The sequence below is a fragment of the Geodermatophilus sp. SYSU D00079 genome (assembly GCF_054050635.1).
In genome coordinates, this window is the sequence record NZ_JBJGZS010000023.1 from 1 (window position 1) to 15,906 (window position 15,906).

A 15,906-nucleotide genomic window follows, 5' to 3' on the forward strand; every position below is an offset into this window, starting at 1 on the left:
GGGGGGGGGGGGGGGGGGGGGGGGGGGGGGGGGGGGGGGGGGGGGGGGGGGGGGGGGGGGGGGGGGGGGCCGGGGGGCGGGGGGGGGGGGCCCCCCCCCCCCGCGCCTCAGCCGTTCTGGGCGCCCTGGGTGCCGGTCGCGGTGTCGCCGGTGGCGGGGACGCCCTCGACCGGGGCGACCTCGTTCGCGGAGACCTGCGGCTGCTCGGCCGGGGTCTCCGGCAGCGGGGTGGCACCGGCGTCGGCCTGCTGGCCGGTGAGCAGCTCGCGCTCCCAGTCGGCCAGCGGCTCGTCGCCGCCGATGGCCGGCTGCTCGCCCTCCTCGCGGCCGGCGTTGGCCTGGGCGGCCGAGCGGGCCATGAGGCCCTCGGCGACCGCGTCGGCGATCACGCGGGTGAGCAGGGCGGCGCTGCGGATGGCGTCGTCGTTGCCCGGGATCTTGTAGTCGACCTCGTCGGGGTCGCAGTTGGTGTCGAGGATGGCGACGACCGGGATGCCCAGCTTGCGGGCCTCACCGACGGCGATGTGCTCCTTCTTGGTGTCCACGATCCAGACGGCGCTGGGCACCTTCTGCATGTCGCGGATGCCGCCGAGGCTGCGCTCGAGCTTGGCCTTCTCGCGGCTGAGGACCAGCTGCTCCTTCTTGGACAGGCTGACCAGCACGCCGGTCTGCTCCATGTCCTCGAGCTCCTTGAGCCGCTGGAGGCGCTTGTGCACGGTCTGGAAGTTGGTGAGCATGCCGCCCAGCCAGCGCTGGTTCACGTAGGGCATGCCGACCCGCTGCGCCTGCTCGGCGATGACCTCCTGCGCCTGGCGCTTGGTCCCGATGAACAGGATCGAGCCACCGTGGGCGACGGTCTGCTTGACGAACTCGTAGGCGTTGTCGATGTACCCGAGCGTCTGCTGCAGGTCGATGATGTAGATGCCGTTGCGCTCGGTGAAGATGAAGCGCTTCATCTTCGGGTTCCAGCGACGGGTCTGGTGCCCGAAGTGCACGCCGCTGTCGAGCAGCTGCTTCATGCTGACGACTGCCATGGCCGCAGCCTTCCTGTGTGCGCGCGGCCGCCGGGCGGCCGCGCTCCTCGGTTGTCGCGGGCACCGGGTGGTGCACCGCCCTGGCGTCCGGGCGCCACACCACCCCGCGGGAGGACCGTGGGGACCGAGGTGGCGACCGCCCCGCCGCCGTGCGGCAGGGATGAGGACGCGCGAAGTCGACCCGCACGAGACGGGTCGCACCGAGCAGCATACGCCCCGCCCGCGGAGGTCGTCCCGACGGCCGGGTCCGTCCACAGTCCCCGCGGATCGGGGCCGCCGGCTCCCCTCCCGGCGGAGGGTGGCCCGGTGCGCGCCCTCCCCGTCGTCCTGCTGGCCGCCGTCTGGCTGCTGGCGCCGGCACCCGCCGTCGCCGAACCCGTCGCGCCGGCCGCGGTCGCGCTGTGGGTGCGGCCGCTGGAGGGCGCGGTGACCCGGCCCTTCGACCCGCCACCGGACCGCTACGGCGCCGGGCACCGCGGCGTGGACCTGGCCGGCTCCCCCGGCGCGTCGGTGCTGGCCGCCGGGGACGGCGTCGTCGTCTTCGCCGGGATGGTGGCCGGGCGGCCGGTGGTGAGCGTCGACCACCCCGGCGGCCTGCGCACCACCTACGAACCGGTCACGCCGGGCGTCGGTGCCGGGCAGGTGGTGACACGTGGCTCCCCCATCGGCACGCTCGCCGATGGGCACGACGGCTGCCCGGTGGCGGCGTGCCTGCACTGGGGGCTGCGCCGCGGCGAGACCTACCTGGACCCGCTGACGCTGCTCCGCCCGCCGGAGGTGCGGCTGCTGCCGATGGGTTGAGGGGTCGGGCCCTCAGGCGATGTCGGCGAGCTTGGTACGCAGGTGCAGCACGGCCTTGGTGTGCAGCTGGCAGATCCGGCTCTCGGTCACGCCGAGGACGCGCCCGATGTCGGCGAGGGTGAGCCCCTCGAAGTAGTAGAGGCTCACGACGACCTTCTCCCGCTCGGGGAGCTGCTCCACCGCGCGGGCGAGGAGCTGGCGGGCCTCCCCGTGCTCGGCCATGGCCTGCGGGTCCAGCGCGCTGGTGTCCTGCAGGGTGTCCACCAGCCGGGGCGCGCCACCCTCGTCGTCGGATAGCAGCTCGTCGAGGGCGACCACGTTGACGAGGGACAGCTGACCGAGGAACTTGCGGACCTCCTCGACGTCCATGTCCATCTCCGCGGCCACCTCCTCGTCGGTGGGGCTGCGGCGCAGCCGGCTCTCGAGGGTCGCCACGGTCCGCTCGAACTGCCGGGCCTTCATCCGCACCGAGCGCGGGATCCAGTCGGTGCTGCGCAGCTCGTCGATGATCGCGCCACGGATGCGCGACATCGCGTAGCTCTCGAACTTCACCTCGCGTGAGGGCTGGTACCGGGTGATCGCGTCGATCAGCCCGAAGGTCCCGTAGGAGACGAGGTCGGCCTGCTCGACGTGCGCGGGCAGGCCGCTGCCCACCCGGCCGGCGACGTACTTCACCAGCGGGGCGTAGTGCAGGATCAGCCGGTCGCGGAGGCCGGGGTCGCGGCCGGCGACGTAGGTGGCCCACAGCTCGGCCAACGCTGCGTCGGCGTCGCCGTGGGTCTCGTCACGCCGGTGGATGGTGGCCTCGGGCACGGTCGCTCTCCCGACTGGTCGGAGGCCTGCCGTCGGCGGCCTCGGGGATGGGCACTGCGGTGTGGGGCGACTCGATCGAGCGCACTCCAACTGTGTCAGACGCGGGGAGCACTCCGCTCAGGCGCGCGGGTGCGCCTGGGCGTGCACGGCACGGAGGCGCTCAACCGTCACGTGCGTGTAGATCTGGGTGGTGGCCAGGCTCGCGTGGCCCAGCAGCTCCTGCACCGAGCGCAGGTCCGCCCCGCCCTCGAGCACATGCGTGGCGGCGGAGTGCCGCAGGCCGTGCGGCCCGATGTCGGGAGCGCCCGGTGCGGCGGCCACGGCGCTGTGCACGACCCGCCGCGCCTCGCGGGGGTCCAGCCGGCGGCCGCGACGCCCCAGCAGCAGGGCGGGACCGGAGTCGGGGGTGGCCAGGGCCGGCCGGCCCCGGGTGAGCCAGGCGTCGAGGGCGCGCTCGGCGGGGACGCCGTAGGGCACGCTGCGCTCCTTGCGGCCCTTGCCCAGCACCCGCAGCAGGCGGCGGCCCCGGTCGACGTCGTCCACGTCCAGCCCGACCAGCTCGCTGACCCGGATGCCGCTGGCGTAGAGCAGCTCGAGCACCAGGGCGTCGCGCAGCCCGACCGGCTCCTCGGCGTCCGCTGCGGACTCCAGCACGGTGCGCGCCTGGTCCGGTGCCAGCACGTCGGGCAGGGTGCGGTGGCTCTTGGGGCTGACCAGCCGCAGGCCGACGTCCTCGGGTGTCAGGCCCGCGCGCCGCAGCCAGCCGGTGAGGGACCGGGCGGCCGCGGCCCGCCGGGCGGTGGTGGCCCGGCCGGCGCCGCGGGTGCGCCCCTGGGCCAGCCAGCTGCGCAGCGTGGCCAGGTCGAGGTCGTCGACGCGGGTGCCGCCGCGGCGGGCGAGGTGGTCCAGCAGCCAGACGGCGTCACCGACGTAACCGCGGACGGTGTGCTCGGACAGGTCCCGCTGGGTGCGCAGGTGGTCCTCGTACCCCGACAGCGCCTCGCCGAGCGCCGGGGGCAGGGCGGCGCGCGCGTCGGCGGTCCGGGCGGTCACCCCGGAACCGTCCGTCGCCGCCCGCCGGGGGTCAAGCCGCCGCGCCGACCTCGTTCCCGCGCGCGGCACCCCCCGGTCACCGGCGCTCGCGGCCCTCCTCCGGTCGCGCGACGCGCCAGCCGGTGGCGGTCCGCTCCACCAGGTCGGCCAGCTCGAGGGCGGGCAGGACCCGGAGGACGTCGAGGACGTCGCACCCGGCCGTGGCGGCCAGGCGCTCCGGGCTGACGCCGTTGCGCACCGGGCAGGCGTCCAGGACCCGCACCGCGACGTCGGACAGCTCGTCGCGGGCGTCGGCCGGTCGCGGCGGGCGCTCGGCGAGGTCCTCCCCCAGCCGGCCGACCGCCTCGACGACGTGGGCGGCGTTGCCCACCAGCACCGCACCGAGCTCGGTGTCGCGCAGCAGCTCGTGGCACCCGACCGACATCGCCGACGTGACCGGCCCCGGCACCACCAGCACCGGCCGCCCCAGCCGGCCGGCCCGCCGCGCGGTGGCCTGCGCGCCCGACCGTGCGGCCGCCTCCACCACGACCGTGCCGCGGGTGAGCCCGGCGATGAGCCGGTTGCGGACCAGGAAGCGGTGCCGGTGCGGAGCCGCGCCCGGCGGCCACTCGCTGACCAGCAGCCCCTCCTCGGCGATGCGGTGGAGCAGGGCACCGTGCGCCGCGGGGTAGACGCGGTCGATCCCGCAGGCGAGGACGGCGATCGTCGGCGCTCCCGCGGCCAGCGCGCCCCGGTGCGCCGCCGCGTCGATGCCGAAGGCACCGCCGGAGACGACGGTCCATCCCCGCTCCCCCAGCTGGTGCCCGAGCTCCCCGGCCACGTGCTCGCCGTACGCGGTCGAGGCCCGGGACCCGACGACCGCCACCGAGCGCTCGGCCACCTGGTCGAGGCGGGCCGGCCCGCGGACCCACAGCGCCAGCGGCGGGACGGGCGCGGCGGTGCGCGGCGACTGGTGCCGGGCGTCGTCGGGCTCCTCGCTGGTCGCGACGGTGAGCGCGTGCAGCAGGAGGCCGGGCCACTCGTCGTCCTCGGGGACGACCAGCCGGGCTCCGCACCGGTCGGCCCGCAGCACGTCGGCCGCCGTGGCGTCCTGGTCCACCCGGGCGCCCACCAGCGCCCGGACGGCGTCGGGCGCGCGGCCGGCCCGCAGCCGCCGCACGGCCTCCACCGGTCCGGCGTCGTCGACGAACCGCCAGAAGCCGACGCTCCCCGGCTCGGCCGCCCGGCTGAGCCAGGCCCGTGCCCGGCGCACCGCCGGTGAGGCGCCCCCAGCGGGGCCCTCCGGCTCGACGAGCCCCTGTTCCATCTCCTCGTCCAGGCTCGGCAGCGCGCTCATGCCGCCACCCGCTGCAGCCGCATGCCCAGGGCCTCGGCGACGTCGTCGGGGCCGGGCACCGTGCGGCCACCCAGGTCGGCGAGGGTCCAGGCCACGCGCAGCACCCGGTCGTAGCCCCGGACCGACAGCGCGCCCCGTTCCAGGGCCCGCTCGACGAGGCGCAGCGCCGGCCGCGGCGGTGACCAGCGGTCGCGCAGCATCCGGCCGGGGACGGAGCTGTTGAGCGTCAGGCCGGTGCCGTCGAGCCGGGCCGCGGCCGCTGCCCGTGCCTCGTGCACCCGCCGGGCCACCACGGCGGTCGGCTCCGGCGCCGCGCCGGCCTCCAGCCAGGCCGCACGGGTGACCGCCGGGAGCTCCACGCGCAGGTCGATGCGGTCCAGCAGCGGACCCGACAGCCGGGACCGGTACCTCCGTCGCTCCAGGGCGCTGCACGTGCAGGCGGCGTCCCCGGCTGCGCTGGCGCACGGGCAGGGGTTGGCGGCCAGGACCAGCTGCGTACGGCACGGGAAGGTGGCCGCGCCGCCGGCCCGGGAGATGGTGACCTGCCCCCGCTCCAGGGGCTGGCGCAGCGTGTCGAGCACGGCTCTCGGGAACTCCGGCGCCTCGTCCAGGAAGAGGACGCCACGGTGGGCCCGGCACAGGGCGCCGGGACGGATCAGGCCGGAGCCGCCGCCCACCAGCGCGGCCATCGTCGCAGAGTGGTGCGGGGCCTCGAAGGGCGGACGCGTGACGAGCGGGGCGTCCGGCGGCAGCGTGACGGCCACCGAGTGGATCGCGGTGACCTCCAGGGCGGCCTGCTCGTCGAGCTCCGGCAGCAGACCGGGCAGCCGCTCGGCCAGCATCGTCTTCCCCGCGCCCGGTGGCCCGGTCAGGAACAGGTGGTGCCCGCCGGCCGCGGCCACCTCCACCGCGCGCCGCCCGACGGTCTGGCCGACGACGTCCCCCAGGTCCGCGCCCGGTGCAGGCGGGGGCAGGGGACGTCGGGCGTGCCGGGGCAGCGCGGCCACCCCCTTCGCGTGCGCGACGAGCTCGGCCAGCGTGCCGACCGCGAGCACGTCGACGCTGTCGACCAGGGCCGCCTCCTCGGCGTTGCCCGCCGGCACCACGACCGTCCGGTGGCCCGCCCGGGCGGCGGCGAGGACCGCCGGGAGGACGCCCCGGACCGCGCGCACCGAGCCGTCGAGGCCGAGCTCGCCGAGGAGGACCAGGCCACCCACCGACCCCGCCGGGACCGCGCCGTCCGCGGCGAGCAGGGCCATGGCCAGGGCGAGGTCGAAGCCGCTGCCCTGCTTGGGCATCGACGCCGGCGACAGCCCGATCGTGATGCGGCGCATCGGCCAGCGCCCTCCGGTGTTCACCACGGCGGCGCGCACGCGGTCGACCGACTGGCGCACCACGGCGTCGGGCAGGCCGACGAGGGCCACCCCGGGGACGCCGGCGGACATGTCGACCTCGACCTCGACCACGGCGCCGTGGACCCCGGCCAGCCCGACCGACCAGGTGCGGGCCAGCGTCACGAGAACGCCGCCCGCAGGTGGGTGACCTGGGCCGGCCCCGCAGGCCGGACGAGCACCCCGACGACGTCGAAACGCAGCTCGGGTGCGTGCTGGTCGTGGGCGGCCAGCCACCGCTGGGCGAGGGTCCGGAGCCGGCGTTGCTTGACCGGCCCCACCGCCTCCACGGGGTGACCGAAGCCCACCGCCCGGCGGGTCTTCACCTCGCAGAAGACGAGGGCGTCACCCTCGCGGGCGACGATGTCGAGCTCACCGTCCCGGCAGCGCCAGTTCCGGTCGAGGACGCGCAGCCCACGGTCGGTGAGGAAGGCGGCGGCGATGCGCTCGCCGTGGGCGCCGAGATCGGATGTCGTTCGCACCCGCCGACCGTCGGACGCGTGCGGGCCCCGCCGCCACCGACTCGGCCGACCTGTGGACGCCGCACACCCCTGTGGACACGCGGCGGCCCCCGGTCACCGGACTCGGGCAGCCTGCAGGGGTGTCAGGTGAGGCGGGGCCCCTCGGGCAGCTCGAGGTCGGGCTTGTCCAGTTCCTCGACGTTGACGTCCTTGAACGTCAGCACCCGCACGTTGCGCACGAACCGCGCCGGCCGGTACATGTCCCAGACCCAGGCGTCGGAGAGCTTCAGCTCGAAGTACACCTCGCCCCCCGCCTCCCGGACCTGGAGGTCGACGGCGTTGGCCAGGTAGAAGCGCCGCTCGGTCTCCACCACGTAGGTGAACTGCCGGACGATGTCCCGGTACTCGCGATAGAGCTGCAGCTCCATCTCGGTCTCGTACTTCTCCAGGTCCTCGGTGCTCATCGTGGCTCTCCGGACACATGGCGCATGGCCCCATCATCGACCATGGCGGCGGAGCCGGTCAGCTGGGATGCCCGTTCGGCGTGTGCGGCCCGGGCCCGGGCGACGTTGACGAAGCGCATGCGGTGCTCCGGGCAGGGGCCGTGACGGTCCAGGGCGGCGGTGTGCACGTCGGTGATGTAGCCCTTGTGGCCCGCGAAGTCGTACTCTGGCCAGCGCTCGTGCAGGTCGAGCATGATGCGGTCCCGGGTGACCTTCGCGAGCACCGAGGCCGCCGCCACACAGGCTGCCACCCGGTCGCCCTTCCAGACCGCGAGGGTGGGGCGGGCCAGCCCCGGGACAGGGAAGCCGTCGGTCAGCACGTAGTCCGCGCCCGGGTCGAGGTTCCACACGGCCCGCCGCAGCGCCTCGATGTTGGTGACGTGCATGCCCCGGGCGTCGAGGTCGGCGACCGGGATGACGACGACCGACCAGGCGACGGCCCGGTCCAGGATCTCGTCGTGCACCCGTTCCCGGGTGACCGGGGACAGCAGCTTGGAGTCGGCCAGTCCGGGCACGCGCCCGCGACGGCCGGGGGGCAGCACGCACGCGGCGGCCACGAGGGGCCCGGCACAGGCGCCGCGGCCGGCCTCGTCGGCCCCGGCGATGGCGGCGAAGCCGCGGCGGCGCAGCGACCGCTCCATCTCCCACAGGGCGTCGGGGCGGTCCTCGACCGGCGTCGCCTTCCGCGGGCGCGCGCCGGGAGCGGGGGTGGATCGCAGGACCATCGCGCTCCGACAGTACGACCCGGGGGCGACAGGACGGCGTCCTCCCCCGGCGGCGCCGGACGGGTCCGCCGGGCGGTACGGGCGGGGACGTCGGGCGGCGCCGGACGGGTCCGCCGGGCGGTACGGGCGGGGACGTCGGGCGGCGCCGGGCGGGTCCGCCGGGCGCTCGAGCGGCCGGGCGGCTCGGGGTCGCGGGCGGCCGGGCCGCGGTGGAGACGCCACGGGCCGGCCCCCGGGGTCAGAGGGGGCCGGCCCGTGGACCGTCGGGCCCGCAGGGCCCGGTCGTACCCGGCGGACCACCGAGGAGGCGGACGGTCCGGACGGGCGTCCCGGTGTCCCCACCGGCGGCGGCGCCGCCGGCGGGACCCGGAGTCGGGGGATCAGACCTCGGCGGGCGCGGCCGGCGCGAGGCTGTGGGCGCCGCAGGTGCAGCCGCCGTTGCGCGAGGAGAGCACCAGGGAGACCGCGTGCGCCCGGTCGCGGGCACCCAGCTTGCGCAGGATGGCCTTGACGTGGGACTTCACGGTGTCCTCGCTGATGAACAGGTTGCGGCCGATCTGCCGGTTCGACTGGCCCTGGATCAGCTCGTCGAGGACGTCGGACTCGCGACGGGTGAGCGGCACCTCCGGGGTGAACGGCTTGGCGGCCGGGGTGGCGGAGGGCTCGACGCGGCGGATCTGCGGGTCGACGACGGTGCGGCCGGCCCGCGCGGCCAGGATCGCCCACCCCAGCAGGGTCGGCGAGGTGTTGATCAGCAGGTAGCCGCGGACGCCGGCGGCCAGCGCCTCGTTCACCACGGCGGGGTCCTCGGAGGTGCCGACGGCGACGATCGTCACCCGCGGGTTCCGGCGGCGCAGGTCGCGGCAGGCGTTGAGCGTGGCGGCGCGACCGTGCCCGAGCTCGACGACGACGGCGTCCGGACGGGCGGTCTCGAAGAGGGTCAGCGCCCGGCGCAGCTCGCCCGGCGTCCCGACCGACTGCATGCCGGCGGTCTCGTTGATCATGCTCACCAGGCCCCGGCGCAGGACGGGGGCGTCGGCGAGGATGAGCACGCGGGTGACGCCGCGGGCGGTGCTACCCAGGGGTGCGGACACAACTGACTCCGTTTCACGCAATCGGGAACTCTCACAATGTCCATCGGACGGGTGAGACCGTTGCTTGAACGCTTTCCCAAGAATTCTCGGACGAATTATCGACGGCATCCGGGGAGGTCGATTCCCGTAGTCGTCGTCACACGGAAAACACCGGAAAGGTCATCGCCGAATGGATGTCGACATGACGACGCCATTCGTCCGTCCGCCATTGCCGGCCCGCCGGAGAGCACGAGACCCGCCCTCCCGGGACGGGAGGACGGGTCTCGGACGGGAGGACGGGTCTCGGACGGGGTGGACCGGTCAGGGTCGGCCGGCTCGCCGGCGGCGGCGACGTCGCCAGGCGGTCACCGGCACGGCGCCGACCAGGCCGAGCGCGTAGGGCGCGGCCAGCGCGGTCACACCGGACTCCGGCACGGCGCGCCCCGGAGCCGGCGCCGAGGCCTCCAGGCCCTGGATGTCGGGCGAGCCCAGGGTGTCGAAGCGCTCCAGGGGCCAGACGATGAGCGCGGCCTTGCCGATGACGTCGTCCACCCCGATCGTGCCGGCGTACTGGTCGCCCACGTGGACCCGGGAGTCCGCCGATGCCGACCGGTGGTCGCCCATGACCCACAGCCGGCCCTCGGGCACCGTGACGGGGCCGAACGCCCGGCTCTCCGGTGGGGAGTCCTGGTAGATGTAGGGCTCGTCCAAGGGCTCGCCGTCGACGGTCACCCGCCCCTCGGCGTCGCAGCACTGCACGGTCTGGCCCTCGGTGGCGATGACCCGCTTGACGAAGTCGTCCTCGCTCGGCGGGGCCACACCGATCGCCCGGCCGAGCCACAGCAGCGCACCGGAGAACCAGTTGCTCGGCTCGGCCACGTCGACCTCGGGCGACCAGGTGTCGGGCCCCTCGAAGACGACGATGTCACCGGGCTCGGGCTCGCCGAACCAGTAGGGCACCTTGTTGACCAGCACCCGGTCACCGGTGCACCCCGGACAGCCGTGCAGCGTCTGCTCCATCGACCCCGAGGGGATGAAGAAGGCCTGCACCAGGAAGGTCTTCACCAGCAGGGCGAGGACGAACGCCACGAGCAGCAGCACGGGCAGCTCCCGCAGCAGCGAGCCCTTCTTCTGCGTCTGCTGACGCTCCCGCCGTCGCTGCCGGCGCGAGACGGGGCCGACGGGCCCGGTGTCGTCGCCGACGGAGCCGCCACTGGCGGACTGGGCGGCTGCGGCCCCGCGGGGCTCCTCGCCCTCCGGAACGACGTCGGCGGGCCTCCCGGGCCGGTCACTGCTCATCGAGAGCCAGCGTACGGCCGCGGGAGACCCGCCGCGGTCAGGCCGGGTACGGCCCGGTGCGTGTCAGCGAGAGACGGTCTCGCGCTTCTCCTTGATCTTGGCGGCCTTGCCGCGCAGCTCGCGGAGGTAGTACAGCTTGGCGCGACGCACGTCACCGCGGGTGACGACCTCGAGCTTCTCGACGACCGGGGTGTGCACCGGGAAGGTGCGCTCCACGCCGACGCCGAAGCTGACCTTGCGGACGGTGAAGGTCTCGCGGATGCCACCGCCCTGACGGCGGATGACCACACCCTGGAAGACCTGGATGCGCGAGCGGTTGCCCTCGATGACGCGCACGTGCACCTTGACGGTGTCGCCCGGGCGGAACTCGGGGATGTCGTCGCGCAGCGAATCGGCGTCGAGTACGTCCAGGGTGTTCATCTCGGCAGTCCTGTCCTAGCGGTTGCGTCTTCTGCGGTGCGGACAGCGAGCGGCCCCGGCTGTCCGATCCGGGGAGCTGCGCTCCGTGAGGAGGCCGGAGTCGAGGGGCCGACGGTCCGCAGCAGCTCTCTACTGTGCCACATCTTCAGGCGACGAAGCGCGGCGGCCCCGTCCACGGGCCGGCGACGAGCTCCGGGAGCAGGGCGGCGAGCTCGCGCGGCGCGAACTCGGCGGCCTCGTCGGCGATCTCGGCCGCGCTCCACCACCGGTGCGGCTCCTCCCCCAGCAGCTCCAGCTCCGTGCGGCCGCGCGGGTCGACCTCGTGGACGACGTCCCGCAGGACGAAGAAGGTCTCCCGCGAGTCGATCTGCACACCGGCGAACGGCCCGACGTGTCGCCGGAACCACACCGGGCCCTCCAGGTCACCGGGTGCCACGACGAGCCCGATCTCCTCGGCCAGCTCCCGGACCGCGGCCTCGCGGACGCTCTCGCCGTCCTCCACACCGCCGCCGGGGGTGTACCAGAACAGCACGTCGCCGGGCGGGACGGCGGGGTCGGTCAGCCGGGCGCCGAGCAGGAGCACCCGCCCGGCGGGGTCGAGGACCACGACCCGCGCGGTCGGGCGCACCCACGGCCGGTCGGTCACAGCTCGTCCAGCACCGCCCGGTCGCCGGGCGCCAGGGCCTCCTCGGGCAGGGCGGCCAGCAGGTCGGGACGCCGGGCCGCGGTCCGGCGCAGGGACTCCGCCCGCCGCCACCGGGCGATCGCGGCGTGGTCCCCGGAGAGGAGGACCGGGGGGACGTCGTGCCCCCGCCAGGAGGCCGGGCGGGTGTAGGACGGCCCCTCCAGGAGGCCGTCGGCGTGCGAGTCGTACTCGACGGACTCCCGGTTGCCGACGACGCCGGGCAGCAGGCGGGTGACCGCCTCGACCATGACCAGCACGGCGGACTCACCGCCGGCGAGCACGTAGTCGCCGATCGAGACCTCCGACACGGGGCCGGCGTCGGCCGCCCAGTCGGCGACCCGCTGGTCGATGCCCTCGTAGCGACCGCAGGCGAACACCAGCCCCGGCTCGGTGGCCCACTGGGCCGCCGTGGCCTGGGTGAAGGGCCGCCCGGCGGGGGTCGGCACGACCAGGCGGGTGCCCGGCGGACGGACCGCCTCCAGCGCCCGGCCCCACGGCTCGGGGCGCATCACCATGCCGGGACCGCCGCCGTACGGCGAGTCGTCGACCGTGCGGTGGACGTCGTCGGTCCACTGCCGCAGGTCGTGCACGCCGATGCTGACCAGACCGCGCTCGGCGGCCTTGCCCAGCAGGGACTGGCGCAGCGGCGCCAGGTACTCGGGGAAGATCGTGACGACGTCGACGCGGAAGGGCTCCCGGGTCACAGGTCCAGCAGCCCCTCGGGTGGGTCGACGACGGCGACGCCACCGGCCAGGTCGACGGTGGGCACGATCGCCGTCACGAAGGGCACCAGCAGCTGGCCGCCCTCGACCCGGCGGACGACGAGCAGGTCGGCGCCCTCGTGCCGCACGGCGACGACCTCGCCGAGCACGGTGCCGTCGGGGAGGCGGGCGGTCAGGCCGACCAGCTGGTGGTCGTAGAAGGAGTCCGGGTCCTCGAGCTCGGGGAGGTCGGTGACCGGGACGTGCAGCTCGGTGTTGCGGTACTCCTCGGCGACCTCGCGGCTGTCGACCACCCGGCCGCCGGGTCCCTCGAACTGCAGGAGGAGCACGTCGCGGTGCCAGCGCCGTCCCGTGACGGTCAGCGGCCCACGGTCGGCCGGGTCGGTCATCAGCACCGTGCCCGGTTCGAACCGGAGGTCGGGGTCGTCGGTGCGGACCTCGACGGTCACCTCACCACGGACACCGTGGGGCCGGCCGATGCGGCCGACCACCACGGTGTCGGTGGGGTTGCTGGCGTCTGCGCTCAACGTCGCTGGCGGCTGCGCTGGACGGCGCGGAGAGGGCTCAGCGCCCGTCGGTGTCGACGACGTCGACCCGCAGGCCGCGCCCCCCGACGCCGGTCATCACGGTGCGCAGCGCCTTGGCGGTGCGGCCGCCACGGCCGATGACCTTGCCGAGGTCGTCGGGGTGCACCCGGACCTCGAGGGTCTTGCCGCGGCGGTTGCTGAGCAGGTCGACCGTCACGTCCTCGGGGTGGTCGACGATGCCCTTGACCAGGTGCTCGAGCGCCTCTTCGAGCACGTCTTACTCGGCGGGCGTCTCGGCGGCGGGAGCCGCGTCGTCGGCCTTGGGAGCGGCCTTCTTCTTCGGCGTGGTGGCACCGGCGGCCGGCTCCTCACCACCGGAGTTGCGGACGGCCTCCTCGTAGAGGGCCTTCTTGTCCGGCTTCGGGGCGGCGACCTTCATGGGCGGCGGGGCCGGCTCGCCCTTGAACTTCTGCCAGTCACCGGTGACCCGGAAGATGGCGGCGACGGCCTCGGTCGGCTGCGCGCCGACACCCAGCCAGTACTGCGCCCGCTCGGAGTCGACCTCGATGTAGGAGGGGTCCTCCTTCGGGTGGTACTTGCCGATCGTCTCGATCGAGCGGCCGTCCCGCTTGGTGCGGGCGTCGGCGACGACGATGCGGTAGTACGGCGCGCGCATCTTGCCCAGGCGCATGAGCTTGATCTTGGTGGCCACGGTGTGTGGTGTTCTCCTCGAACGCAGGTCGTGTGCCCGCCCGTGCGGCGCGTGGGGGTACGCCGGGGGCGGTGCGGCTGGACACGGCCGGCAACGGTGAGAGGGCCGCCCACCGCCGTGTTCGACCCACCATCATGCCAGATCCCGCCCGGCGGGCTCCCCGGCCGGTTCCGCCGGTGCCGGCTGCACCTCGACGAGGTTGTCGGAGAAGGTCGGCGCCCGGCCCAGGTCGGCGAACACCGACGGGCTCAGCGCGTTCACCGTGGCGCCGCCGGCGTGCTTGCGCCAGCCACCCATCGGCGACACCACGACGCCCGGCGCGACGTCGTCGGTGACCTGCAGCCGGGCGGTGAACCGGCCCCGGTCGTTGACGACGCAGACCCGGGCGCCGTCGTCCAGGTGCCGGGCCGCGGCGTCGGCCGGGTGCACGTGGACGACGGTGTCCCCGCCCTGCACGCGCTGCTGCCCCGGCCGGTCGGCGAAGCTGGAGTTGAGGTAGGCGTGCGACTTCGGTGACAGCAGCGTGAGCGGGTAGGGCCCGGAGCCGGGCGCCTCGCGGGGCGGCACGTAGTGCGGCAGCGGGTCGACCGGTTCACCGGGCTGGTGCTCGTTGGAGCCCTGACGGAACAGCGGCAGCACGAAGTTCCCGCCGGCGGCGGCCGAGGAGAGGAACTCCACCTTCCCCGACGGCGTCGGGAAGCCGCCCTCGGCGTGCGGGGCGTACTCGTCCGGCCCGGGCAGGCGCAGCCGCGCCCAGCCGTCGCGCTCGAGGGACTCCGGGGTGATGCCCTCCATGACGGGGGCGGACCAGTCGAACGCCGCGGCGACCATCTCCTCGTCGGTGCGGGTGAAGACGGGCTCGGTGAACCCCATCCGGGCGGCCAGCCGCCGGAACAGCTCGGTGTTCGACACCGCCTCACCGAGGGGCTCGATCGCCGGGGTGTTCATGGTCACGTAGAGGTGCCCCCACGAGAACATCAGGTCCCGCTGTTCGAGCTGGGTGGTCGCCGGCAGCAGGATGTCGGCGAAGTCCGCGGTGTCGGTCGCGAAGTGCTCGCTGACGACGGTGAAGAGGTCCTCCCGCGCGAGCCCGGCCACCAGCTCGTCCTGGTCGGGGCACACCACCAGCGGGTTGCTGTTGTAGACCATCAGCCCCCGGATCGGCGGGTCCAGTCCCAGCTGCCCGGTGAGCGCGCGGCCGAGCAGCCACTGGTTGACCACGCGGGTGCCGGGGCGGATGAACTCCGCGCCGAGGAAGGCCGGCCAGTTGACCGGGAACGCCCACAGCGGCAGCTGCAGCAGACCGCCGCCGGGCCGGCGCCACGCGCCGGTGAGCGCCGGCAGGCAGGAGATCGCCCGAACCGTCTGCCCGCCGCCGGCGTGCCGCTCGATCGCCACGCCGATGCGGATGACCGACGGGCTGGCCGCCGCGTACTCGCGGGCCAGGGTCCGGATGTCCTCGGCCGGGATGCCGGTCTCGCCGCTGGCCCACTCGGGCGTGTACTGCCGCACCCGCTCGGCGAGCTCGTCGAAGCCCACGGTGTACCGGGCCACGTAGTCCTCGTCGGTGAGCCCCTCCCCGATGATCACGTGCATCATCGCCAGCGCCAGCGCGCCGTCCGTGCCAGGACGGATGGGGATGTACCAGTCCGCGTGTCGCGCCGTCCGGTGCCGGACGGGGTCGATGACGACGACCTTGGCGCCGCGACGCTGCGCCTCGGCCACGAACGGCCACAGGTGCAGGTTGGTGCTGAGCATGTTGTTCGCCCAGATGACGATGTAGCGCGCGTGCACGAAGGACTCCGGGTCGACCCCGGCCGTCGCGCCCACCGTCATGGCGTACGCCGTGCACGAGCCGGAGTCGCAGTAGGTGCGCTCGCTGATGGTGGCGCCCAGCCGGTTGAAGAACGGGTCGCCGACGTTGAGCCCGTTGAGGATGCCCTGGGTGCCCAGGTAGCTGACCGGCATGATCGCCTCCGGGCCGGAGGTCTGCGCGATCTCGGTGAAGCGGGCGGCGATCTCGTCCAGGGCGGCGTCCCAGGAGATCCGCTCGAACCGGCCGCTGCCCTTGGGCCCGGTCCGCCGCATCGGGTACAGCACGCGGTCGGGGCTGTAGACGGTGCGCTCGTAGTCGTTCATCTTCACGCAGAGCCCGCCGCGGGTGAACGGGTGCGACCGGTCGCCCCGCACCCGGGTGGCGACGCCGTCCTCGACGGTCACCTCGAGGGCGCAGGTGTCGGGGCAGTCGCACGGGCAGGCGCCGTGCACCGTGGTGGTCCCGGGCATCGGCAGGTCGGTCAGCGTCATGGTGGCCTCCTCGCTCGGGGCGGTGCCCGCCGGCGTCGGGGCCG

At 75.0% G+C, this 15,906-nt stretch carries 18 protein-coding genes; 1 reads left to right on the plus strand and 17 read right to left on the minus strand.

Annotated elements, in window-relative coordinates; all coding sequences use genetic code 11:
* Positions 1 to 107 precede the first annotated feature (107 nt).
* The gene (gene rpsB / locus ACI79E_RS16920) at positions 108 to 1,034 is read right to left on the minus strand and encodes a 30S ribosomal protein S2 (RefSeq protein ID WP_456933733.1); all 927 of its coding nucleotides are present in this window, start codon (positions 1,032 to 1,034) and stop codon (positions 108 to 110) included.
* A 306-nt stretch (positions 1,035 to 1,340) separates the two neighbouring features.
* Between rpsB and ACI79E_RS16925 the strand changes: the two genes are divergently transcribed.
* Entirely contained in the window at positions 1,341 to 1,835 is a 495-nt protein-coding gene (locus ACI79E_RS16925) for a M23 family metallopeptidase (RefSeq protein WP_456933734.1), read from the plus strand.
* A gap of 12 nt (positions 1,836 to 1,847) precedes the next feature.
* Here ACI79E_RS16925 and whiG read toward each other — a convergent pair whose 3' ends face one another.
* The 16 genes from whiG to ACI79E_RS17005 form a co-directional block, all read right to left on the minus strand.
* A complete protein-coding gene (gene whiG, locus ACI79E_RS16930; RefSeq protein WP_456933735.1) occupies positions 1,848 to 2,648 on the minus strand; it encodes an RNA polymerase sigma factor WhiG in 801 nt (266 codons plus the stop codon).
* Positions 2,649 to 2,765: 117 nt separating this feature from the next.
* Positions 2,766 to 3,701, minus strand: coding sequence for a tyrosine recombinase XerC (locus ACI79E_RS16935; protein ID WP_456933736.1), 936 nt, complete (start codon positions 3,699 to 3,701; stop codon positions 2,766 to 2,768).
* 76 nt (positions 3,702 to 3,777) lie between these two features.
* Positions 3,778 to 5,037, minus strand: coding sequence for a DNA-processing protein DprA (gene dprA, locus ACI79E_RS16940; RefSeq protein ID WP_456933737.1), 1,260 nt, complete (start codon positions 5,035 to 5,037; stop codon positions 3,778 to 3,780).
* Complete coding sequence (locus ACI79E_RS16945) at positions 5,034 to 6,554, minus strand: YifB family Mg chelatase-like AAA ATPase (protein WP_456933738.1); 1,521 nt, start codon at positions 6,552 to 6,554, stop codon at positions 5,034 to 5,036. The genes dprA and ACI79E_RS16945 overlap by 4 nt, the downstream gene beginning before the upstream one ends.
* Complete coding sequence (locus ACI79E_RS16950) at positions 6,551 to 6,910, minus strand: YraN family protein (RefSeq protein WP_456933739.1); 360 nt, start codon at positions 6,908 to 6,910, stop codon at positions 6,551 to 6,553. The genes ACI79E_RS16945 and ACI79E_RS16950 overlap by 4 nt, the downstream gene beginning before the upstream one ends.
* Before the next feature lie 122 nt (positions 6,911 to 7,032).
* Entirely contained in the window at positions 7,033 to 7,353 is a 321-nt protein-coding gene (locus tag ACI79E_RS16955; RefSeq protein ID WP_097208899.1) for a DUF2469 domain-containing protein, read from the minus strand.
* Complete coding sequence (locus ACI79E_RS16960) at positions 7,350 to 8,117, minus strand: ribonuclease HII (RefSeq protein WP_456933740.1); 768 nt, start codon at positions 8,115 to 8,117, stop codon at positions 7,350 to 7,352. The genes ACI79E_RS16955 and ACI79E_RS16960 overlap by 4 nt, the downstream gene beginning before the upstream one ends.
* Before the next feature lie 380 nt (positions 8,118 to 8,497).
* Positions 8,498 to 9,211, minus strand: coding sequence for a LuxR C-terminal-related transcriptional regulator (locus tag ACI79E_RS16965; RefSeq protein WP_456933741.1), 714 nt, complete (start codon positions 9,209 to 9,211; stop codon positions 8,498 to 8,500).
* Positions 9,212 to 9,511: 300 nt separating this feature from the next.
* Positions 9,512 to 10,489: a signal peptidase I gene (gene lepB / locus ACI79E_RS16970; RefSeq protein WP_456933742.1), complete on the minus strand. Its 978-nt coding sequence runs from the start codon at positions 10,487 to 10,489 to the stop codon at positions 9,512 to 9,514.
* 63 nt (positions 10,490 to 10,552) lie between these two features.
* On the minus strand, positions 10,553 to 10,909 hold the full coding sequence (gene rplS / locus ACI79E_RS16975; RefSeq protein WP_456933743.1) for a 50S ribosomal protein L19: 357 nt from the start codon (positions 10,907 to 10,909) through the stop codon (positions 10,553 to 10,555).
* A 145-nt stretch (positions 10,910 to 11,054) separates the two neighbouring features.
* A complete protein-coding gene (locus ACI79E_RS16980) occupies positions 11,055 to 11,555 on the minus strand; it encodes an NUDIX hydrolase (RefSeq protein ID WP_456933744.1) in 501 nt (166 codons plus the stop codon).
* A complete protein-coding gene (gene trmD / locus ACI79E_RS16985) occupies positions 11,552 to 12,298 on the minus strand; it encodes a tRNA (guanosine(37)-N1)-methyltransferase TrmD (RefSeq protein ID WP_456933745.1) in 747 nt (248 codons plus the stop codon). The genes ACI79E_RS16980 and trmD overlap by 4 nt, the downstream gene beginning before the upstream one ends.
* Complete coding sequence (rimM, locus tag ACI79E_RS16990) at positions 12,295 to 12,843, minus strand: ribosome maturation factor RimM (RefSeq protein WP_456933746.1); 549 nt, start codon at positions 12,841 to 12,843, stop codon at positions 12,295 to 12,297. The genes trmD and rimM overlap by 4 nt, the downstream gene beginning before the upstream one ends.
* 37 nt (positions 12,844 to 12,880) lie before the next feature.
* A complete protein-coding gene (locus ACI79E_RS16995) occupies positions 12,881 to 13,117 on the minus strand; it encodes an RNA-binding protein (protein ID WP_012949998.1) in 237 nt (78 codons plus the stop codon).
* 3 nt (positions 13,118 to 13,120) lie between these two features.
* A complete protein-coding gene (gene rpsP / locus ACI79E_RS17000) occupies positions 13,121 to 13,555 on the minus strand; it encodes a 30S ribosomal protein S16 (RefSeq protein WP_456933747.1) in 435 nt (144 codons plus the stop codon).
* A gap of 132 nt (positions 13,556 to 13,687) precedes the next feature.
* Complete coding sequence (locus ACI79E_RS17005) at positions 13,688 to 15,862, minus strand: molybdopterin-containing oxidoreductase family protein (RefSeq protein WP_456933748.1); 2,175 nt, start codon at positions 15,860 to 15,862, stop codon at positions 13,688 to 13,690.
* Positions 15,863 to 15,906: the final 44 nt, after the last annotated feature.